The 19,645-nt window shown below is 63.6% G+C and carries 17 protein-coding genes; 3 read left to right on the top strand and 14 right to left on the bottom strand.

Annotation, left to right across the window (positions count from 1 at the left end):
- Positions 1-26 precede the first annotated feature (26 nt).
- Both rpe and KIH07_RS11740 read right to left on the bottom strand, forming a co-directional pair.
- Positions 27-713 (bottom strand): ribulose-phosphate 3-epimerase, encoded by a 687-nt coding sequence (rpe, locus tag KIH07_RS11745; protein ID WP_226492142.1) that lies wholly within the window; start codon positions 711-713, stop codon positions 27-29.
- Between the two features lie 35 nt (positions 714-748).
- On the bottom strand, positions 749-1,456 hold the full coding sequence (locus KIH07_RS11740) for an HAD-IA family hydrolase (protein WP_226492141.1): 708 nt from the start codon (positions 1,454-1,456) through the stop codon (positions 749-751).
- A 111-nt stretch (positions 1,457-1,567) separates the two neighbouring features.
- Here KIH07_RS11740 and KIH07_RS11735 point away from each other — a divergent pair, with 111 nt between their 5' ends.
- Positions 1,568-2,509, top strand: a complete 942-nt coding sequence (locus KIH07_RS11735) for a LysR family transcriptional regulator (protein ID WP_226492140.1) — start codon at positions 1,568-1,570, stop codon at positions 2,507-2,509.
- A 19-nt stretch (positions 2,510-2,528) separates the two neighbouring features.
- On the opposite strand, the gene KIH07_RS11730 is transcribed toward KIH07_RS11735, so the two are convergent.
- The 4 genes from KIH07_RS11730 to KIH07_RS11715 form a co-directional block, all read right to left on the bottom strand.
- Positions 2,529-3,470 carry a rhodanese-related sulfurtransferase gene (locus KIH07_RS11730; protein ID WP_226492139.1) on the bottom strand — a complete coding sequence of 314 codons (942 nt, stop codon included), beginning with the start codon at positions 3,468-3,470 and terminating at the stop codon, positions 2,529-2,531.
- A gap of 45 nt (positions 3,471-3,515) precedes the next feature.
- Positions 3,516-4,064, bottom strand: a complete 549-nt coding sequence (locus KIH07_RS11725; protein ID WP_226492138.1) for a YbhB/YbcL family Raf kinase inhibitor-like protein — start codon at positions 4,062-4,064, stop codon at positions 3,516-3,518.
- 94 nt (positions 4,065-4,158) lie between these two features.
- Positions 4,159-4,920, bottom strand: coding sequence for a helix-turn-helix transcriptional regulator (locus tag KIH07_RS11720; protein ID WP_226492137.1), 762 nt, complete (start codon positions 4,918-4,920; stop codon positions 4,159-4,161).
- Positions 4,917-6,032 carry a patatin-like phospholipase family protein gene (locus KIH07_RS11715; protein ID WP_226492136.1) on the bottom strand — a complete coding sequence of 372 codons (1,116 nt, stop codon included), beginning with the start codon at positions 6,030-6,032 and terminating at the stop codon, positions 4,917-4,919. Before KIH07_RS11715 ends, KIH07_RS11720 begins: the two co-directional genes overlap by 4 nt.
- Before the next feature lie 141 nt (positions 6,033-6,173).
- Here KIH07_RS11715 and KIH07_RS11710 point away from each other — a divergent pair, with 141 nt between their 5' ends.
- Together KIH07_RS11710 and KIH07_RS11705 are read left to right on the top strand one after the other, a co-directional pair.
- Complete coding sequence (locus KIH07_RS11710) at positions 6,174-7,172, top strand: tripartite tricarboxylate transporter substrate-binding protein (RefSeq protein ID WP_226492135.1); 999 nt, start codon at positions 6,174-6,176, stop codon at positions 7,170-7,172.
- A gap of 212 nt (positions 7,173-7,384) precedes the next feature.
- Positions 7,385-8,389, top strand: coding sequence for a Bug family tripartite tricarboxylate transporter substrate binding protein (locus tag KIH07_RS11705; RefSeq protein ID WP_226492134.1), 1,005 nt, complete (start codon positions 7,385-7,387; stop codon positions 8,387-8,389).
- Positions 8,390-8,429: 40 nt separating this feature from the next.
- Here the strand turns inward: KIH07_RS11705 and KIH07_RS11700 are convergent, their stop codons facing one another.
- The 8 genes from KIH07_RS11700 to KIH07_RS11665 form a co-directional block, all read right to left on the bottom strand.
- A complete protein-coding gene (locus tag KIH07_RS11700; protein ID WP_226492133.1) occupies positions 8,430-9,254 on the bottom strand; it encodes an HDOD domain-containing protein in 825 nt (274 codons plus the stop codon).
- Between the two features lie 93 nt (positions 9,255-9,347).
- On the bottom strand, positions 9,348-10,175 hold the full coding sequence (locus KIH07_RS11695; protein WP_226492132.1) for an HDOD domain-containing protein: 828 nt from the start codon (positions 10,173-10,175) through the stop codon (positions 9,348-9,350).
- Positions 10,176-10,305: 130 nt separating this feature from the next.
- Positions 10,306-12,753, bottom strand: a complete 2,448-nt coding sequence (locus KIH07_RS11690) for a Tex family protein (protein ID WP_226492131.1) — start codon at positions 12,751-12,753, stop codon at positions 10,306-10,308.
- A 163-nt stretch (positions 12,754-12,916) separates the two neighbouring features.
- Positions 12,917-13,918, bottom strand: a complete 1,002-nt coding sequence (locus KIH07_RS11685; RefSeq protein ID WP_226492130.1) for a hypothetical protein — start codon at positions 13,916-13,918, stop codon at positions 12,917-12,919.
- A 619-nt stretch (positions 13,919-14,537) separates the two neighbouring features.
- Positions 14,538-14,963, bottom strand: a complete 426-nt coding sequence (locus tag KIH07_RS11680) for a hypothetical protein (protein WP_226492129.1) — start codon at positions 14,961-14,963, stop codon at positions 14,538-14,540.
- Positions 14,964-15,048: 85 nt separating this feature from the next.
- Complete coding sequence (locus KIH07_RS11675; protein WP_226492128.1) at positions 15,049-16,476, bottom strand: hypothetical protein; 1,428 nt, start codon at positions 16,474-16,476, stop codon at positions 15,049-15,051.
- Between the two features lie 98 nt (positions 16,477-16,574).
- Positions 16,575-17,297, bottom strand: a complete 723-nt coding sequence (locus KIH07_RS11670; protein WP_413465737.1) for a hypothetical protein — start codon at positions 17,295-17,297, stop codon at positions 16,575-16,577.
- Between the two features lie 836 nt (positions 17,298-18,133).
- The gene (locus tag KIH07_RS11665) at positions 18,134-19,612 is read right to left on the bottom strand and encodes a sensor histidine kinase (RefSeq protein WP_226492126.1); all 1,479 of its coding nucleotides are present in this window, start codon (positions 19,610-19,612) and stop codon (positions 18,134-18,136) included.
- Positions 19,613-19,645: the final 33 nt, after the last annotated feature.

The following is a 19,645-nucleotide window of genomic DNA, read 5'->3' as shown; positions in this document are numbered from 1 at the left end:
GGAGGCTTTCGGGGAGTTGCTGGAATTCAGTGTGCGGACGCGTTCGTCCTGAGCGTTTTCATCACGGTCTTGTAGCCACCGTCGTTGTCGGGCGCGCCAAACACGGCACTGCCGGCCACCAGGGTGTCGGCACCCGCGGCCACGATGCCGCCGATGTTGTCCACCTTCACACCGCCGTCCACTTCGAGCCAGATGGGCTGGCCGCCCGTGGCCATGTGGGCGTCGATGCGGCGGCGCGCCTCGGCCAGCTTGGGCAAGGTGCTGGGGATGAACGCCTGCCCGCCGAAACCGGGGTTCACGCTCATGAGCAGCACCAGGTCGAGCCGGTCCATCACATGGTCCATCAGCGCCAGCGGTGTGGCGGGGTTGAACACCAGGCCGGCCTTGCAGCCGTGGTCGCGGATCAGCTGCAGCGTGCGGTCCACATGGCGGCTGGCCTCTGGATGGAAGCTGATGAGGTTGGCGCCGGCCTTGGCGAACAGCGGGATCAGCGCGTCCACCGGCTCCACCATCAGGTGCACGTCGATGCCGATCTTCACGTGGGGGCGGATCGCTTCGCAGACCAGCGGGCCGATGGTGAGGTTGGGCACGTAGTGGTTGTCCATCACGTCGAAGTGCACCAGGTCGGCCCCGGCGGCTTCAATGGCGCGCACCTCGTCGCCCAGGCGGGCGAAGTCGGCGGAGAGGATGGACGGTGCGATGCGGATGGTCATGGACGACGCCTGCTGGAAAGAGGAAGGAAAAGGGTTCAGCGCCCGTGCCACTGGCGCAGACGGGCCACGTCGAGCGCGCCCAGATCGGGCACGACGCGCAGGGCGCCTGTGAAGTCGTGGTGCGCCGTGAAGCTGCTCGGGGTGATCACCGTGGGCAGGCCGGCCGCGGTGGCGGCGCGCAGGCCATTGGCCGAGTCTTCAAAGGCCACGCAGTCGGCCGCGCGGATGCCCAGGTCGGCGAGCACCTTCATGTAGACCTGCGGGTGCGGCTTCTTCATCGGCGCGTTGCTCGCGTCGCCCACCGACAGGAAGTGCGAGCGCCAGTCCAGGCCGATGGCCGAGCGCAGCAGCGCGGCGATGTTGACCGGCGAGGTGGTGGTGGCAATGGCCAGCTGCAGGCCCTGGCCCCGCGCTTCGCTCATGAGCGCCAGCACGCCCGGGCGCAGCGTGACCGCGCCGTTGTTGACCGCGTTTTCGTAGTACGCGGTCTTGGTTTCGTGCAGGCGGTGGATGGTGTCGTTCACCGCGCCGGCGTCCACCTCGGTCATGTCCGGGTCCACCGTGCGCCAGTGGTGCAGCATGCGCTCCTTGCCGCCCGAGATGTCGAGCAGCCGCGTGTACTGCTCCACCGTCCAGTGCCAGTCCAGGCCCTCTTCTCTGAAAGCGTGGTTGAACGCTTCCAGGTGCACGCTTTCCGTGTCGGCCAGGGTGCCATCGACATCAAAAATCAGGGCCTTCAACATGTCCGTTCACCTTTTCAAAGACCGGGTGGTCGGGGGGATGAACGGACTATAGGCACGGACTTAAATAAGGTAAATTCACGATTTATTCAATTTCAGTTAAGTTATTTCTTAATGAAGAACGCCACCTTTCGCCAGCTCCGGGTTTTCGTCGAGGTCGCCAAGCACCTGAGCTTTGCCCGCGCGGCCGAGGTGCTGCACCTCTCGCCACCGGCCGTGACCATGCAGGTCAAGGAGCTCGAAGGCCATGTGGGCCTGCCGCTGTTCGAGCGCACCGGGCGCCAGGTGGCGCTGACCACGGCGGGCGAATACATGCTGGTGTACGCGCGCAAGGTGCTCGCCACGCTGAAAGACGCCGAAGACGCCGCCGCGCGCCTGCAGCGGCTGGAGGTGGGCACGCTCACCATCGGCATGGTCAGCACCGCCAAGTACTTCCTGCCGCGGCTGCTGGCCGAGTTCCAGCGCGAACACGAGGGCGTGGAAATCCGCCTCGCGGTGGGCAACCGCGAACAGTTGGTGAAGATGCTGCACGGCAACGAGGTGGACATCGCCATCATGGGCCGCCCGCCCAAAGAACTGGCCACGCGCGCCGAGCCTTTTGCCGCGCACCCCCATGTGTTCGTGGCCCCCACCGACCACCCGCTGCTCAAGGTGGGCCACCCCACGGTGGACAGCCTGCGGCCCTACGGTTTCATCCTGCGCGAACGCGGCTCGGGCACGCGCGCCGCGATGGAAAACTTTCTGGAGAAATCGCGCATGGAGCCGCGCGTGGTGATGGAGATGGGCAGCAACGAGACCATCAAACAGGCCGTGATGGCCGGCATGGGCATCAGCTTCCTCTCGTTGCACACCATTGGCCTGGAACTCGAACACGGGCTCATCGCCACGCTCGACGTGGAAGGCACGCCCATCGTGCGCGCTTGGAACGTGGTGCACACCCTGTCCAAGCTGCTCTCACCCGCGGCCGAGGCGTTCCGCTACTTCATGCTGGAGCGGGCCGAAAGCCACCTGGCGGAAAAGTACGGGAGCCTGCTGCGCCTGCCGCAGGCGCAGTGAGCCGGCCTGCGCCACCGCATCAATGGGGTGGCTCGTGCTCCGGCATGCGCGCGCCCACATGCACCTCGCCACGGGCTTCGGCCAGCTCCACCTGGCGCTGGCGTTCGGCCAGGCCGGCCTTTTCTTCGGGCGTGCGCTGGTCGTGGCAGTGCGGGCAGCTCACGCCCTTGACGTAGTGCGGCGAGGCCTTGTCGGCGTCGGCCAGCGGCCAGCGGCAGGAGCGGCAGAGTTCGTGGGGGCCGGGCCGCAGGCCGTGGCCCACGCTCACGCGTTCGTCGAACACGAAGCACTCGCCCTCCCAGCTGCTCTGCGCGGGCGGGATCTCTTCGAGGTATTTGAGGATGCCGCCTTCGAGGTGGTAGACCTCGTCGAAGCCGCGCATCTTCAGCAGCGCGGTGGACTTTTCGCAGCGGATGCCGCCGGTGCAGAACATGGCCACCCGGGGCTTCTTGTCGCCCTGCAGCGCGGGCTGGGCGTCGAGCCAGGCGGGCAGTTCGGTGAAGGTCTTGATGGACGGGTTGATCGCGCCCTTGAACGTGCCGATGGCGACCTCGTAGTCGTTGCGGGTGTCGATCAGCAGCAGATCCGGATCGGCCAGCAGGGCGTCCCAGGCCTGCGGTTTCACGTACTGGCCCACGGTCTTGTTCGGGTCGAGCCCGGGCACCTGCAGGGTGACGATCTCCTTCTTCAGCCGCACCTTCATGCGCAGGAACGGCGGGCGGCTGGCCCAGGCTTCCTTGTGCTGCAACGTGGCCAGGCGCGGGTCGGCGCGCAGGTGCGCGAGCACCGCGCGCACGCCGGCCTCGGGGCCGGCGATGGTGCCGTTGATGCCTTCGCAGGCCAGCAGCAGCGTGCCCTTGACCTGATGGCCCTCACACGCCGCCAGCAGGGGTTCGCGCAGCGTGGCGAAGTCGGGCAGATCGACGAACTTGTAGAGAGCGGCGGTGAGGTAGCGGGACATGGCGCGATTATCCGCGCCTCAGTACGGCCTTCCGCCTTTGTGCCCTCAGCGCCCGTAGGTGGCCTGCAGCGTCACGCTGCCCAACCTTTGGCCCGAGATCATGAAACCGATCAGGGCCGCCGAGGCGTCGGCTGGCACGTCCAACCGGTCGGTCTTGAGCGCGTGCAAGGTGAACCGGTAGCGGTGCGGCTTGTCTCCCACCGGTGGGCAGGCACCGCCAAAGCCAGCGACACCGTAGTCGGTGCGGCCCTGTTGGGCGCCAGCGGGCAGGCCCGATCCGTCGACGCGACCGGCGTTTTCGGGCAATGCGCTGACCGTCGCCGGGATGTTGTAGACCACCCAGTGCCACCATCCCGAGCCCGTGGGCGCGTCGGGGTCGTAGGCGGTGAGGGCGAAACTGCGTGTACCCGCAGGCGGGTTCTGCCACGCGAGCGCCGGCGACACATTGCCTCCCGTACAGCCAAAACCGTTGAACACCTGGGACGTTCCCAGCGTTCCATTGGGTTCCACCGTGGGGCTGGTCAGGGTGAAGTCGGCGGCACCGGCGGTGCCGGCCAGACCAGCAAGAAGAAGAAGAATGAGGACGGGTTTCAAAAGCAAGCTCCATGAAGGTGTGAACAGAGCTGAATGCTCGCCCCTTCTCGGGCCGACCGCTGCCCGATTTCGGTCAATCCCTGTGCGCGACCGGTCAGGTGCGAACGACGGAAGGCGGCACACCCCAGCGCGCGCGGAACGCCGCACTGAAGCGGCTGTGCGATGCCCAGCCACAGCGCTGCGCCACCTCGCCCACCGACAAGGCCGAGGTTTGCAGGAGGCCCAAGGCGGTCTCCAGCCGCACCTCTCGCACCAGCGCCGCCAGCGAGAGGTCTTCGCTTTGCAGGCGGCGGCGCAAGGTGGATTCGCTCAGGTGAAACGCGTCGGCGAGCGCGGCCACATTCCAGTCGGCATCGGGACGCTGCGACACCAGCCGGCGCACGCGCTCGCCCCAGTCCAGCCCGAGTGTGGACACCAGCCGGTGCCCGCGCTCCGCCAAGAGCAACAGAACCTCCTTCGCTCGGTGGCGCATCAACGCATCGGACAGCTTCACGTTGGGCGCGGGCAGACAGCGGCGCACGGCATCGTCCAGCTCGCCGTCCACGCGGACCACCCTCGCCCCCACCACGGCAGCGTTGCCCGGCGCATGGGTGAGCGACTCGACATCGCGCACCATGTCGTCGTCGAAAGCCAGCACCAGGGCCTCATAGCAAGCTTGCCCGCGTGGGTCATTGACCACGTCCCACTGCGAGCCCCGCGCGATCAGCACCGCCTGCCCTGGACCGGCATCGAAACGTTGCCCCGGCGCATGCAGCGATTTGCGGCCCCTCAGCACGAGGATGAGCGCGTCGGACCGCAGGGTGAGCGTGCTCAGCCGGTAGCGCTGGGCCGCAAAAATACGCACGCCGGCGTTCACAGCGCCTCCACGCGCGAGAGGTCGGGCCGCTCCAGCCACTGTGCGAACTCGTCGGCCAGACGCTGGCTCGCGGCGGTGGCGGCGCTCCAGACCTTCATGCGCGCGGCGATGTCCTGGCCGTAGCGGGCGAAGTCGCTGCGGTCCGGCAGGCGGCCGTTGGGCAGGGTCTGGGCCCAGGCCGGGTCGGGCGCAATCACCAGCATGTGGTCCAGCGCGGGGCTGCTGCGGTGGCGGCGCTTCCACGCCTTGTCGAGCCAGCCGGGCACCACGTTCTTCTGGAAGTGCGGGTAGAGCACGATGGGCGACGCGGCGTCGGGCTGGTAGCGCAGGTGCAGGTGGTAGTCGGTGATGCCGCCGTCCCAATAGGCGCCGGGTGGCGCGCCGGCAATGCCGCGCACCGGCCGCAGCATGAAGGGAATGGAGCAACTGGCCTGCAGCGCGTCCATGAAGTTGTCGCCACGCAGCGCGACCTGGCGGGTGCGCAGGTCCTGCGTGGAAAACGGTAGCGGGGTGGCCTTGTCGCTGGTGGCGCCATCGCTCTCCATGTCGCTGTCGCGGGACGAGAACACCACCCGTTCCAGCCAGGCCCCGAGCGCCTTGCGGTGCACGGCGTTGGCCGCGAAGGCCCCCAGGTAGCCCAGCGGCGTGCGCCACCGGCCGTCCTGCGCCAGCACGTGCCGCCCGCGCGAGGCCACGAGGTGCAGCCGGTAACGCGGGTGGTGCAGCACCTCGTCGATGCGTCCGCCGAAGAAGCGCCGCAGGTCGGCGCCAAAGCCCGCGCTGATCTGGTCGGGACTGTGCCGCTTCTGGCCGGGCGGCAGCTCGTGGTGCTGGGCGATGTAGTCGCGCTCCAGCCGCGCCAGCGCGGCCAGGGGCTGGTCCAGGCAGGCGGTGGCCATGCGCCAGGCCCCGATGGACGCGCCCACCAGGTGCACCGGCTGGGCGCTGTGCGTCAGCCAGTGGCCAAAGATGAAGCGGTCCAGCGGCCCGAGGATCAGGCCCTTGGGGCCGCCGGCCGCAGCGGGAATGATGCCCACGTCCCGCGCGCGCAGGCCGTGCTGTTCGATGTGGGAGCGGGCCGCGGGGCCGGCGTAGAAGCGCAAGGAAGACATGGGAACGCGATGCAGACGAACGGGAAAGATGGGGCGGCCGGTATCGGGGCCTCGAAATGAACCGGCGGCTGACAGCCGATTGACAGCTGGCGCCAATGTAATGGACCCCCGATTGGAACCGATACTCAAGGGAGTTTGCACATGGATCGACGAAGCCTGCTGACGGCGTGTGGGGCCAGCGCGTTGCTGGGCATGGGGCCGGCAGCGTTCGCCCAGACAGCCGCCCCGGCACCCGCCGCATCACCGGCCCCCACCCGCTTGCCCGAACTGCACATCTACATTCCCGGCGGTGCCGGCGGTGGCTGGGACCAGACCGGGCGAACCCTGGGTGCGGCCATCCAGGCCGCGGGCCTGGCCGAGCGGGTGACCTATGAGAACAAAGGCGGCAAGGGCGGCACCATCGGGCTGGCCGACTTCGTCGCCCGCTACGACCGCGACCCGGCCGCGCTGCTGATCGGTGGCATGGTGATGCTCGGCGCGATTGCGCTCGGGCAGTCGAAGGCCACGCTGAAACAGGTCAGCCCGATCGCCCGGCTGACCAACGACTTCATGGTGATGGTGTCCCGGACGGGGCAAGCGCTGGACTCCATGGCGGCGCTGACCACGGCCATGCGCGCCAACCTTGGCGCGGTCGGGTTCACGGGCGGTTCGGCCGGCGGGGTCGATCATGTGCTCGCGGGCATGATCGCCCTGCAGCTGCGGCAGGACGTGACGCAACTCAGGTACCTGCCCACCAGCAGCGGCCCCGAAGCCGCGGCGCTGCTGGAGAAGGGCGAAGCGCAGGTGGCGATATCGGGCTACAGCGAGTTCCAGGCCGACATCGAAAAGAAGCTGCTCACGCCGCTGGCGATCTCCTCCCGCCGCTCGCTCTATGGGGTGCCCTCCCTGCATGAGCAGGGCCTGCAGACCGACCTGAGCAACTGGCGTGCGGTGTTCGCGCCCGGTGGCATTGGCGCGGCGCAACGCGAGAACCTGCGCCGCATCGTGGTCGCGGCCACCCAGCACCCCACCTGGGCGCAGGCGCTGGAGAAAAACAAGTGGTTCAACGCCCTGCTGCACGGGCCGGACTTCGCCAGCAGGCTGGTCATCGAGCAGGGCATGGCCAACGCCATGGCCATGATGCTCAAGCTCAGAAGCTGATTCCAGGCCTCGGTCACGAAGGCACCGATGCCAACCAGCGGCGTGCGCGGCTGATCCGCTGGGGGGCGGGTGGGCGCCAGCCGTAAGCGACCGGCTGCGCCCGCCGTCCCGCGTTCCGTCGGCGCTCGGGTTTTCCCCGACAAGATTGACAGCAAAATGACAGCCTTCGACGGTGGAATTCCAGTTCCCCCCTCACCCCAAAGGCACCGCCCATGTTCCGCAGAAGTTTGCTGAAGACCTGTGGCGCCGCCACGGCACTGTGGGCGGCACCGTCGTTCGCTCAGAAGGATGCGGATGCGCCCGTCGCAGCCAGTCCGGCGAACGCCGCCACGCCGCTGACGAAGCTCAGCCTTTACATCCCGGGTGGCGCGGGCGGAGGCTGGGACCAGACCGGGCGGGCCCTCGGGGCCGCGATCCAGTCGGCCGGCCTGGCCCGCGAAGTTGTCTACGAGAACAAGGGCGGCAAGGGGGGCACGATCGGCCTGACCGACTTCGTGGAGCGGTTCAACCGCGACCCCGCAGCGCTGCTGATCGGTGGCATGGTCATGCTGGGAGCCATTGCGGTGAACCGCCCGGCGGTCACGCTGGCGCAGGTCAGTCCGATCGCGCGCCTGACCAACGACTTCATGGTGCTGGTGGCGCCCAGTGGCGGCCGCTTCCCCGACATGAACGCGCTCACGGCAGCGATGCGCAAAGACCTGTCGGCGGTGGGGTTCACGGGGGGCTCGGCGGGTGGGGTCGATCACATGCTCGCCGGCATGATCGCGCGCCAGTTGCGCCTCGATGTCGGTCGGCTGAAATACCTGCCCACGAGCAGCGGTCGCGAGGCCATGGACTTGCTGGAGAAGGGCGAGGCCCAGATCGCCATCTCCAGCTACAGCGAGTTTCAGACCGCGATCGAGAGCAAAAGACTCATCCCGCTGGCCGTGTCGTCGCGCAAGTCGCTGCACGGCATTCCGTCACTCTACGAACTGGGCGTCAACACCGATCTGGGCAACTGGCGGGCCGTGTTCGGCCCCGGCCAGATCTCGGAGGCGGATCGGTCCAACCTGCGCAACATTGTGATCACCGCCACCCAGACCCCCTCCTGGAAGCAATCGCTGCAAAAGGAAAAGTGGACCAATGCCCTGATGCACGGCGACGAATTCACCAAGGTGCTGATGATCGAGCAGGCCATGGCCAGCGCCGTGGCGATGATGCTCAAGCTCAAGGCCTGACCGCCCCGCGGACCACCCGATCCAGGGCCTCCAGGAGGCCTCAGGCGTGTTCCAGCACCGCGTCCTGCCGCGTCAGCGCAGGGATCTCTTCGCCGATCACCGTGTCCGGGTCGATGCCCAGCACCAGGCCGATCGGGTCGGGGTAGGTGTTGATCAGGCCCTCGCTGCCCAGCGACAGCTCTTCGGCACGGGCGCGCCACGAGGCGATGTGGATCACGCCGGCGATGGGTTCGTACACGTCGTTGTCGAAGGGCGCGATCTGGTGCCCGATGGCGTCGACCATCCGCTTCGGAAAGCGCCATTCGCGCGCCAGGGCCGCGCCCACCTCGGCATAGCTGTAGCCGAACATGCCCTTTTCGGCGCGTGCGCGCTTGAGGTCGAGCATGGGGATGCTTCGGTCCAGGTCGATCATGGCCTCGGGCATGCCGGCGTGCATCACCAGCTCACCGATGCAGTGGATCAGGCCGGCGGTGAACGCGGTGTTCTCGTCGATCTTGATCGGCAGCGCGATGTAGCGTGAGAGGTTGGCGGTGTTGATGCTGTAGCGCCAGAACTGGTTGAGGTTCATGCCGCCCACGCTGTGGAAGCCGTCGCCCAGCGCGGCGCCGATGACGAGTGCGCGCACCTTGATCAGGCCCATGACGCTGATCGCGTCGCGGGCGTTGGTCACCGCGCGGTGCAGGCCGAAAAACGCCGAGTTGGCCATCTTGAGCAGCTTGACCGTGAGCACCGGATCGTCTTCGACGAGGTCGGCCGCCTTGAGCAGATCGACATCCTCCTGGTCAAAAGTCTCGATCAGCTTGCGCACCACCTTGGGCGCGGACGGAAGCGCGTTCGGCTGCCGGAGAAGTTTGTCGAGCTGCATGGGGTGCCTGCCAATCGGGTGGGACTCAAAATGAGCGGTATCTGCAGGAAATACATCGTCCCGGTGGCCATGGACTTGAGCGCTTTCGGGTACCTATTCGATGAAGGCCCCCAGCGCCTGGCTGAACGACCACTCGGAGGGGTCCTTCTCCAGCACGTTGTCCAGATCCAGGCCCAGGGTGAGGCCGATCAGGTCTGGAAAGGTCGCGACCAGGCCGGCGTTGTCGAGCTGGATTTCCTCGGCCCGTGCGCGCCACGACGCCAGGTGCAGCAGGCCCGCCAGGCGGTCGTAGTTGTCGCCTTCGAAGGGCTCGTTCTGGCAGGCCAGCGCCGTCACCATTTCCTGGGGAAACTGCCATTTCTCCGCCATGCCGGCACCCACCTCGGCGTAGGTGTAGCCCAGGTGGTTGCGCTCGGCCAGCGCCCTTTGCAGATCCAGCGGCGGAGTGCCCATGTCCACCAGGGCCATCTCGTCGGGCATGGCGATGTGCATCACCAGAATGCCGATCGCGTGGATCAGGCCGGCGGTGAAGGCGTTGCCGGGGTTCTGGTGCAACAGCCCCGCGAGCGAGCGGGAGATCTCGGCCACGCGCAGGCTGTAGCGCCAGAACTGCTGCAGGTCCATGCCGGGCACGTTCTTGAAGCTCGCCCCCAGGGCGGCGGCCATGACCAGCGAACGCACATGGGTCATGCCGAGCAGTGCCACCGCTTCGTCGGCGCTGCCGACCTTGCGGCTGACGCGGAAAAAGGCCGAGTTGGACAGGCGCAGCACACGCGTGGTGAGCGCCGGGTCGTGCCCGATGAGTTCCCCCACCCGCTTGGGGCTGGGGTCTTCCTTGTTCATCTCGGCCAACAGGTCCGAGACGGCGCGCGGCATGGCCGGCAGGGCGCGGGGATAGTTGAGCAGGGCTTCAAGTTGCATGGGAGGAGGATGAAGTCCGTGATGGAAAAAAGGGGGTGTGACTGCACCAGATATCGGCAGGCTCCCCCTCCAACTTGAGCCCCGAAATCGCCCGCGATTCGGGGAAACCCTGGGGGCGTTGCGCCCCCCTTCAGCGCTTGCCCAGACCCTGCAGCTTGGCGAACGCGGAGGCCATGGCCGAAGCGGGCGCCGCCGAGTCGCCCCCCTGCCCACCGGGGCGGCCCGGGCGCTGGCCCTGGCGCACCGGCTCAAAGCGGTTGTCGCGCGGCGCCCCGCCCTCGCGGCCACTGCGCGCGGGCGCATCGCCCAGCTTCATGGACAGGCCGATGCGCTTGCGCGCCACGTCCACCTCCATCACCTTGACCTTCACGATGTCGCCGGTCTTGACGATCTCGCGCGCGTCGTTCACGAACTTGTTGGCCAGTTGGCTCACGTGGACCAGGCCGTCCTGGTGCACGCCGAGGTCGATGAAGGCGCCGAACTGGGCGACGTTGCTCACCGTGCCCTCCAGGATCATGCCTTCGCGCAGATCGCTGATGTCGTCCACGCCGTCGTTGAAGCGCGCCACCGCAAAGTCCGGGCGCGGGTCGCGGCCGGGTTTCTCCAGCTCGGTCAGGATGTCCTTGACCGTGATGACGCCGAATTTCTCGTTGGCGAACAGCTCCGGGCGCAGGGTCTTGAGCATGTCGGCGCGGCCCATGAGCGCGGCCACGGGCTGGCCGGTCCTGGCGATGATCTGCTCGACCACCGGGTAGGTCTCCGGGTGCACGCCGGTCATGTCCAGCGGGTTGTCGCCCCCGCGGATGCGCAGGAAGCCCGCGCTCTGCTCAAACGTCTTGGCGCCCAGACCGGCCACGTCCAGCAGCTGCTGGCGGCTCTTGAAAGCGCCGTTGGCTTCGCGCCAGCGCACCACCGCCTTGGCCACGCTGGCCGACAGACCCGACACCTTGGACAGCAGCGGCACGCTGGCGGTGTTCAGGTCCACGCCCACGCCGTTCACGCAGTCTTCCACCACCGCATCCAGCGTGCGCGCGAGTTCGCTCTGGTTCACGTCGTGCTGGTACTGGCCCACGCCGATGCTCTTGGGGTCGATCTTCACCAGCTCGGCCAGCGGGTCCTGCAGGCGGCGGGCAATCGACGCCGCGCCGCGCAGGCTCACGTCCACGTCGGGCATTTCCTGGCTGGCGAATTCGCTGGCGGAATAGACGGACGCGCCGGCCTCGCTCACCACCACCTTCTGCAGGCCGTGGCAAGGGTGGCTGGCGTCGGTGCCTTTTTGCACCAGCTTGATGAGGTCTGCGGCCAGCTTGTCCGTTTCGCGGCTGGCCGTTCCGTTGCCGATGGCGATCAGGTTCACGCCGTGCTTCTCGCACAGCCGGGCCAGGGTGTGCAGCGAGCCGTCCCAGTCGCGCCGGGGTTCGTGCGGGTACACGGTGGACGTGTCCACCAGCTTGCCGGTGGCATCCACCACCGCCACCTTCACGCCGGTGCGGATGCCCGGGTCCAGCCCCATCACCACGCGCGGGCCGGCCGGCGCGGCCAGCAGCAGGTCGCGCAGGTTGTCGGCAAACACCTTGATCGCCACCGCTTCGGCACTCTCGCGCAGGCGGGCGAACAGGTCGCGCTCGCTGGACAGGCTGAGCTTCACGCGCCAGGTCCAGGCCACGCACTTGCGCAGCAGGTCGTCCGCCTTGCGGCCCTGGTGGCTCCAGCCCAGGTGCAGCGCGATGCGGCCCTCAGCCAGCGAGGGCACGGCACCCGGTCGAGCCGAGCCCCCTTCCGTTCGGGCTGAGCCTGTCGAAGCCCCTGCACCAAGAGGCTCCGGCAGCACCAGCTTGGCGTCCAGGATCTCCAGCGCGCGGCCGCGGAACACGGCCAACGCGCGGTGCGAGGGCACGCGGCTGATCGGTTCGTCGTAGTCGAAGTAGTCGCGGAACTTGGCCACCTCGGGCTGGTTCTCGTCCTTGCCAGCCACCAGCTTGCTCTGCAGCAGGCCTTCGGCCCAGAGCCATTCGCGCAGGTTCTGCAGCAGCGCCGCGTCTTCGGCCCAGCGCTCGCTCAGGATGTCGCGCACGCCGTCCAGCACGGCTTGCGGCGTCGAGAAGTCCGCGCCCGGTTTGCCATCGTCCAGCACCTCGGGCGGTTTCGTGAACGCCGCGGCCTCCGCCATCGGGTCCAGCGTCGGGTCGGCAAACAGCTTGTCGGCCAGCGGCTCGATGCCGAACTCGCGCGCGATCTGGCCCTTGGTGCGGCGCTTCTGCTTGAACGGCAGGTAGAGGTCTTCCAGCTCCTGCTTGGTCGGCGCGGCGGCGATGGCCGCGCGCAGAGCGTCGGTGAGCTTGCCTTGTTCGTCGATGCTTCTGAGCACCGCGGCGCGGCGGTCTTCCAGCTCGCGCAGGTAGCCCAGGCGGGCCTCCAGCTCACGCAGCTGGACATCGTCCAGGCCGCCCGTGGCCTCCTTGCGGTAACGTGCGACAAAGGGCACCGTGGCCCCCCCGTCCAGCAACTCCACCGCTGCCAGCACCTGCCGCTCCTGCACCCGGATCTCTTGCGCGATCTGCGCGATGATTTTCTGCATGTCCCTCGGGGGCCTGCGGCCCGGTTTCAAACGAAGCGGGCGAGTTTGCCACAGGGGTGCGCGGCTACCGGGGCCGCTAGCGGGACGCTTAGGTACGGAACAGCCAATCGGCCAGTGGCTTGGCGCGGGTCAGGCCGCGCCAAGCAGCCTCGACTAAGCTTGTCTATTGGAAAAGTCGCAAATTTCCGGCCGGTGCGCATTGGCGAACTTCGACCGGTTTGTTGTACCAAACGTTGCTACATGTGCTTTCTGCAGACAGCTGGCCGTTGCAACCTAGATACATCCAGGCTGCGTTGTAGGAAACTGCAGCGCCTGATGGACATTTGTAGATAGCCAGAGAGGACGCCTTTACAAGCGGGACAACGTTTGCCTTGGTTACCGCGAGTTCGCCTTCAGCCAACGTGATTCGACGATCGATCTGCGTCGCCATGTTTTCGCTTTGCCGCTCATCCCTGGGCCAAAAGAGCGAATAGTTCCCTTGATTTGTCAAGACAGTAATAATGGATTCAGAAAAAAAGAGGGGGCTTCCCGCTGCTTGACGCTGACCTACTCGCTTGCAGGCAAAACTTTGAGTGGTCTTTACGGAAACGCTGATGGAAGAGTCGAACACCTTTTTCTTTCCTCCAACTAGGCCCTCGCAGGTAACATTGCCAGTAGCGGCAACGCCCTGCAACTCAAGGGGTTGTATCACAGACCTTCGGAGGTAGAAGTTTGCTGCCTCTACGTTGTTCACTTGATGAATGATGGTCACACCACTCCCCTGAAGCGCGTTGCATTGCTGAATCGTTTCTAGCGCCTTCAACGAGATCGTTTCCTTGTAGCTGTCGCTGGCGGCCGTGGCAGCTGTCTGCGAGGCGTATGTCTTGCAAAAATTTGACACTGCCTCTTCTGAGTTGGAGTAGCTACCAGTGAACTTGATGGGAATGGCTTTGACGACTGCTTCCAGACCAATTCCACCACCGTCGGACTTGCGACTCCCGTCTTGCTGGCAATGTTGACTAAATACGGCGTTTAGGTAGCTGCTAGATGAAGAATCGATCGAGTACTCTTTTAGCGTCTTGGCTATATCTGGGCACTGAAGGTTCTGCCCGACAGCCACTGACGATGTGACCATCATGATCGAGATTGCGATCAATTGGGCCGGTTTGCTCGCACCTGATTTCATAAGTTCTCCTGAGATTAGTTGGACGTGAACATTAAGAGATGAACGTAGTGTTTCCGCTATACCTCCCCCCTCGTGCGGATGCGTCAAAGAGTTCGCTTGATCCGGACGGAGCAGAAATGGGGTCAAGTCTTGCGTCTTGCCCCAATGAGAACCAATAGGCAAAAGGCCAGACCTGACCCCATTGTGTGTGTTGTGTGTGTGTGACCCCAAAAATAACACCTAGACCTACGGTGCTCTGAGCAATATCGCGTAACTCTGCCAATGGTCTTTCGGAGGACTTGATCTTTAGCAGCCTAACCTTTTGCCGGTCGATGTGCATACCACTAACGTAAATCTGTTCATTTCTTGAAAATGGTCGAACAATCAGATCAATAATCTCGTCAAGATTTTCGCAGTCCAGTTCATAGCAGCGTTCATAGTCACCTTTTTTGTTCTTGTCCGTGGTTTCTACTATTGCATGGTAATACATATATCTTCTCGCTTTAATTTGGCTAATTTCGTCGGCGACATGTTTCTGTGGATTGTGGCTAACGTGCTAGCTCAGGGACGATCGGAGGCCGAAGGCCGGAGGGAACCTGCCGGCGTAGCCGGCAGGTTCCCTGGAGCGAGATGTTAGACGTCATCGGCAGAACTGACGAATACACAAACTTATGCCTGTGATTAGCAGCACCGCCGAGGAGCCAAGGAAAAATGTGCTTAGTGCCCCTGACTGACTGGCCCGAGAGAACGCCGACGAACCGGCGGGGAGAGCAATCTTGCTGAGGTGGGTATAGAAGCCACCTTCTTCCCCTTCGAGTTCTTTCCCAGCGTTCATTGCGGCGTGGTAGAGATCTCTAGTTCTGCGGTCTATCCACCAGAAGAAGACCCCAAGTGGTGAGGCGCCGAGAGGAACTACCCACAATTGGAGCGGCGCATCTTTTGCCAAAGAAACGCAGAGCGAAACGACCCCGTAAAGCACGACAATGTTCCCGGCGAATGCCGCATGCCTCCAGCCAAGGAAGAAGCGATAAGCATGACCGACTTCTTCGTATTTCTTCTCGTTCATTGGCATATCCTTCGAAATAGGTCTAACGTTTGAGTTGAGGGCTTGCGCGGCTTTTCTCGCAGGTCCTCTCGGACGAGAGGTTAGATCACGGCCACGTAATGTAGCCAGACGATAGTGTCTTAAAGCGACTATCAAAGACGGCTTTTCCTGTGGCTGGAAGATTGGCAATTAGGAAGTCGATGCACTCTTGTAATCGCTGGTTCACGATGCTGGCCTTTAAGACGCCCAGAGCCAAACATGCTTGCTGGCGACAAATATCACGGTCTAGCCTTGCCTGAATCTCATATTGAGTAAGAGCGGCAAGCGCTGTCGGAGTGAACTGGTCGCCGAGCAAGCCAATAATTCGGTCATAGTATGAGCGGCCGCGTGGAGATACACCATTGCAGTACGACATACCGCGACCTATGCGGCACATGAGGACGACCTTGATTAGCTTGGGTGCAAAATTCGGCAGAATGTCTTGTTGGCCATTTATGTATGAAGAGATGCTATCGGCAACTGGCGCCTCGTGATGGAAGTTGTCCCAGCCATTGTGCTTTTCCAGAAGCTGATCAATAAGACCATCGACAATAATGGCCCGCTCGGCATTTGAGCGAAAGGCGTTCCCTCCAACTGACTGGAAGAACTGTTCACCAAGTTGATATTTCTCGCGGTAGAGATTGGTGTTGTAGCCTTCTAGAGTCAAGCCCAGCCTGTATTTGGTGTCATCGCTGCTCGCTTTCCAGACCGACACGGCCAAGAGAGAAATGTTCTTGCGCACTTGTGGATCTGTGTCGGGAGCGACGTAGATCCCGAACATTGTTCGAAGAATGTTGCCGCAGTGGTGCGAGGCCAGCGCACCTATTTTGTTCGAGATACTCGCTAGATTAGCTGGGTCTAGTAGCTGAGTGTATGTCTTCAGGTTTTGTATGAACGCTTGCACCTGAAGGGCGGCTTCTGTCGGGCGATCGTTTAGTACGTCTTGAATGCATGTTTGCAGCCAGCCCAACAGTTCAAAGGCATTGATGGTGTAGTTGGTTGGATGCGAAATACCAATATCGTTTCGCATGTCAAGAATATGCTTGAGCTTCTTATGCGTTGTATCGCTGATTAGTTCGAGCTTTCTGCACGTATCAAGAAGCACTGCATCCTTGAGGGAACGAAGATCGTCCTCAGTCTGATAAAACTCTCTGGCCTTTCCACCAATTGCGGCGTCGTAGAAAATATCAAGCCCGTAGGCTATCGCCTTCTTGTGTAGATCGAGAACAACCTCGTTCCAAATAGCATTCAGCGAATAGTCGAATAAGCCGAAGCCGGCTCCGACAACGAACTTCGAAAGATATCGGGCGCCTTGCTTTACTTCGGCAGGCAACGACTCAATGAAGTTCGGTAGGTTTTGTCCGATGATCGCCCTCTGATCATGCGCGGCAATTATGTTGTCGTGCGGCAGCCCGACGTTCCTCAAGAAGTCGACAACAATCTGTGCTTGCGGGTCAACCAACTGCATCTGGGGCTTCGGTATTAGATCGCTCATTTACTCGCTCCTTAGGTGCGATAGCGGGTGCTGCTGTGATCTAACGTGAAGGTAACCGGCCTGCGCGGCTTTTCGCTCAGGTCCGGTTGACCGCCATGTTAGAACTGTCCTTTGTCATTGAATGGCTCCTTCGGAATTCGCATGTTCATCTTGCTACTGATGTATCGAAGAGGGGCATCCATCCGTTCCATGATTTCGTAAAGCTCCATGTACTCAGGATGGCGATCGAGTAATGGACGAGCACGAGCGAAGAATTTCAGTGCATCTCTGTAGCGCTCAACTACATCACGGATCGCTTCGGGCTCGATTTCTCCCTCAAACCCACGAATCCCTAGAGGCTCGTGATCGCGTGGAGGGCGACGACGAATTACATGCTCCACATAGTCCGGAGGCAACAGTGAGGTCGGGTCGCGAAGTAGTTTGTGGTTATTACGGGTCAGTTCAAGAATTTCTTCTAGAACGCGAGCAGATTTGTCGGACACACCATTCTCAACTGGAACCGATTTTTCATCAGGCTCGGTAGTCGGGGCATCAACGATTGCTGACAGTTGCGCTTCCAACTGAGGCCACCAAACTTCAAAAGCTTTTTCAAGACGAGCGTCCTCCAAAGCATCTTGGGTGCAAGCAGCATTAATCGACTTGAGCAGCTTTAGAACGTCATCGCGTTCGAACACTGTGGACTGGAATTGCAGAATTGGGCCTTCAACTTCAGATCGCTTAAGCCTAAACAGGAATGGACTGACACGACTTTTCTCAATGCTCTTCCCAAGTGCGCCAGCCTCGAAGTTGATCCATGGAGCATCAAGGTTGTCTTTGGTCATGCATACAAGTCCATAACTCGAAGCATTGAGTTCGCCTGCTATGTCCGTAGACCATCGAGCCCCCTTGTCGATGTCTTCCGATGATACATATGGTTCTATGCTCTGTATTACCGACGGAAGCCAATCACGAAATACAGTGGCAACCTTGTGGCTAACGGTCCCTGACCAACTAATAAATACCTTCATCGGGTTCCTTTGGAGAGTTCCAACTTTGATTTAAACGACTCGACCGCAAGCCACATGTATCCACATTTGGATAGATGCAGATTTTCTGGATAGATATGGAATCCATATTCATCCAACTCATTGGTCGAGCTTGCGTATCTGCTCCATCAAGCCGAGCATCTCGACCGACTGGAGTGGCGTTTTCCACTGGCGGGCTGACGAATCTCACGTCGCACCAACGGCGCGGGCACGGGACCGATGGCCCTTTTCAGCAAATGCGATCTGAACGCCAACCACGGGACTCTCGTGCGCCCGTGTGGCGAATCGAATGAAAGCTCCTGGGTGAACTCGAATGCCGAAGCCTGGCAGCCCGATGATTCGGCGCGGCTTCGCTGTGGTGTCGGATGTTGGTGGACCATAGCCTCCCTCTGGTCTAGAACGTTGTTGGTTGTTGTCCGTTCCAGCGGCCATTCTGCAACGTTTTGTCACAAGTTGGCAACCACCTTCTGCGTCCTGGCCTGCTGGTGACCCGCAGCGCGGAGACTACCGCTTCGGGCAGCAAGGCCCCCGGCTCAGCTGGATGTCGTCCAACCCGTCTGTGACTTCCTGCGACAGCGGCGATGAAGGGCACCGTGGCGCCGCCGTCCAGCGGCTCCACGGCACCCCCACCCTCAGGCCTTTCGCGGCCGGGCGTACCGGCTGTCGGGGGTGCCGTTCGGGCCCGCCGGACGCCGCTCGCCCACCGCCATCGTGACGCGCACCCGCGTCCCCCGCCCGGGCGCGCTCTCGATGTCGAACCGCCCGCCACAGGCCTCGGCCCGCCGGCGCATGCCCTCCAGGCCCTTGCCCCGGCCAGGCCCGCCGGCACACTGCTCGAATCCAACCCCGTCGTCGCGGACCTCCAGCGCCAGGGTCTGCTGATCGGCCAGGCAGTGGCACGACAGCCAGACCGTGCGGGCCTTCGAGTGGCGCATCACGTTGGCGATCGACTCCTGCGCGATGCGCAGAACCTGCCGGCTGCGGTCGTCCCGCAGCGTTTGAAGCGGGCCATCCACGTCCACGTCCCAAACCATCTGGATGCCCAGCTTGTCCAGCGAATGCTGGACGCGGTAGCGCAGCCGGCCCAGCGCGTCGGTCACGCTCTCGCTGCTTTCGTCGATCGCATCGACGAGGATCTTCACATCGAGCAGGCATTGCTCCAGCGCGAACGACAGCGAGCGCTGCTGCGGGATGCCGCGGTCCAGCGACGACAGGATGCTCACGAGCTGCGAACCCACGCCGTCGTGCAGGTCCTGCGCGATGCGGCGGCGCTCCTGGCTCACCGTCACCTCGGGTGTCGAGGGCACCGTCTCCGGCTCGTCGACGATCAGGTCCGTGTGCGCGAAGTCGTTCGCCAGCACGCTGTTTTCGGAGCGCACAGGGGCCATGGATGACAGGCTGTCGAGGTCCCCGATGCGGCCCGTGACCAGCAACCAGAGCACGGCCAGGTAGGCGGCATAGACGTGGTGGATGGTCGTGATGGGCACGTGCAGGCCGTCGGCCTGCACCATGTCGCGCAGCAGGATGCCCAGCCCGATCAGGCCCGCGCCCGACACCAGCCAGGAACGGCCATGCGGACCCTGCCGCAGGGTCACGCCCAGCATCAGGAACACGGTCGTGACCCACAGCACATTGAGCACTTTCCAGGCGAGGTAGGCCAGTTCGGGGCCGCCCTGGAAATACCAGCCCAGCAGCCCCAGCGCCAGCACCGCCTGCAGCCCACTCAGCACAGCGCTGCCGACCGACACGGAGGACACGCACACCAGCAACAGGAACACCACACCGGCGACCGCCAACTGGTAGACCGCATGCGCGGCAAGGCGCGCCACAGGGTCATTGCCCGCCCACACAGCGCCCGAGCCCACCAGGAGCAACCAGCACAGCGCGGCCAGCAGGAATGCCTGGTCCACGGACGCACTCGATGGGCTTCGGCCGATCACACCCACCCACACCAGGACCGCGGCCACCACGATCACCGCCATGGCCCCAAACACGCCGGTGACCAGACGCAGGAGACGCTCGGAATCGCCCTCCCCGAACGGGAGTTCGGGCAGGGCGATCAGGAACAGCGCGGCCAGTCCCAGAACAAGGCCCAGCGCGGTCCAGACCATTCTGCCGGGGTGTAGAAAACTCGACAGCATGGT

Source organism: Hydrogenophaga taeniospiralis, from assembly GCF_020510445.1.
Classification (GTDB): domain Bacteria; phylum Pseudomonadota; class Gammaproteobacteria; order Burkholderiales; family Burkholderiaceae_C; genus Hydrogenophaga.
Note: the sequence above shows the minus strand (reverse complement) of the source record. Positions and strands in the feature narration are given on the sequence as shown.

What these genes read in the sequence shown, in the direction of transcription:
- rpe (WP_226492142.1), bottom strand. Translation starts at nt 713, where the DNA reads ATGACCATCCGCATCGCACCGTCCATCCTCTCCGCCGACTTCGCCCGC.
- KIH07_RS11740 (WP_226492141.1), bottom strand. Translation starts at nt 1,456, where the DNA reads ATGTTGAAGGCCCTGATTTTTGATGTCGATGGCACCCTGGCCGACACG.
- KIH07_RS11735 (WP_226492140.1), top strand. Translation starts at nt 1,568, where the DNA reads ATGAAGAACGCCACCTTTCGCCAGCTCCGGGTTTTCGTCGAGGTCGCC.
- KIH07_RS11730 (WP_226492139.1), bottom strand. Translation starts at nt 3,470, where the DNA reads ATGTCCCGCTACCTCACCGCCGCTCTCTACAAGTTCGTCGATCTGCCC.
- KIH07_RS11715 (WP_226492136.1), bottom strand. Translation starts at nt 6,032, where the DNA reads ATGTCTTCCTTGCGCTTCTACGCCGGCCCCGCGGCCCGCTCCCACATC.
- KIH07_RS11710 (WP_226492135.1), top strand. Translation starts at nt 6,174, where the DNA reads ATGGATCGACGAAGCCTGCTGACGGCGTGTGGGGCCAGCGCGTTGCTG.
- KIH07_RS11705 (WP_226492134.1), top strand. Translation starts at nt 7,385, where the DNA reads ATGTTCCGCAGAAGTTTGCTGAAGACCTGTGGCGCCGCCACGGCACTG.
- KIH07_RS11700 (WP_226492133.1), bottom strand. Translation starts at nt 9,254, where the DNA reads ATGCAGCTCGACAAACTTCTCCGGCAGCCGAACGCGCTTCCGTCCGCG.
- KIH07_RS11695 (WP_226492132.1), bottom strand. Translation starts at nt 10,175, where the DNA reads ATGCAACTTGAAGCCCTGCTCAACTATCCCCGCGCCCTGCCGGCCATG.
- KIH07_RS11690 (WP_226492131.1), bottom strand. Translation starts at nt 12,753, where the DNA reads ATGCAGAAAATCATCGCGCAGATCGCGCAAGAGATCCGGGTGCAGGAG.
- KIH07_RS11685 (WP_226492130.1), bottom strand. Translation starts at nt 13,918, where the DNA reads ATGAAATCAGGTGCGAGCAAACCGGCCCAATTGATCGCAATCTCGATC.
- KIH07_RS11680 (WP_226492129.1), bottom strand. Translation starts at nt 14,963, where the DNA reads ATGAACGAGAAGAAATACGAAGAAGTCGGTCATGCTTATCGCTTCTTC.
- KIH07_RS11675 (WP_226492128.1), bottom strand. Translation starts at nt 16,476, where the DNA reads ATGAGCGATCTAATACCGAAGCCCCAGATGCAGTTGGTTGACCCGCAA.
- KIH07_RS11670 (WP_413465737.1), bottom strand. Translation starts at nt 17,297, where the DNA reads ATGACCAAAGACAACCTTGATGCTCCATGGATCAACTTCGAGGCTGGC.
- KIH07_RS11665 (WP_226492126.1), bottom strand. Translation starts at nt 19,612, where the DNA reads ATGGTCTGGACCGCGCTGGGCCTTGTTCTGGGACTGGCCGCGCTGTTC.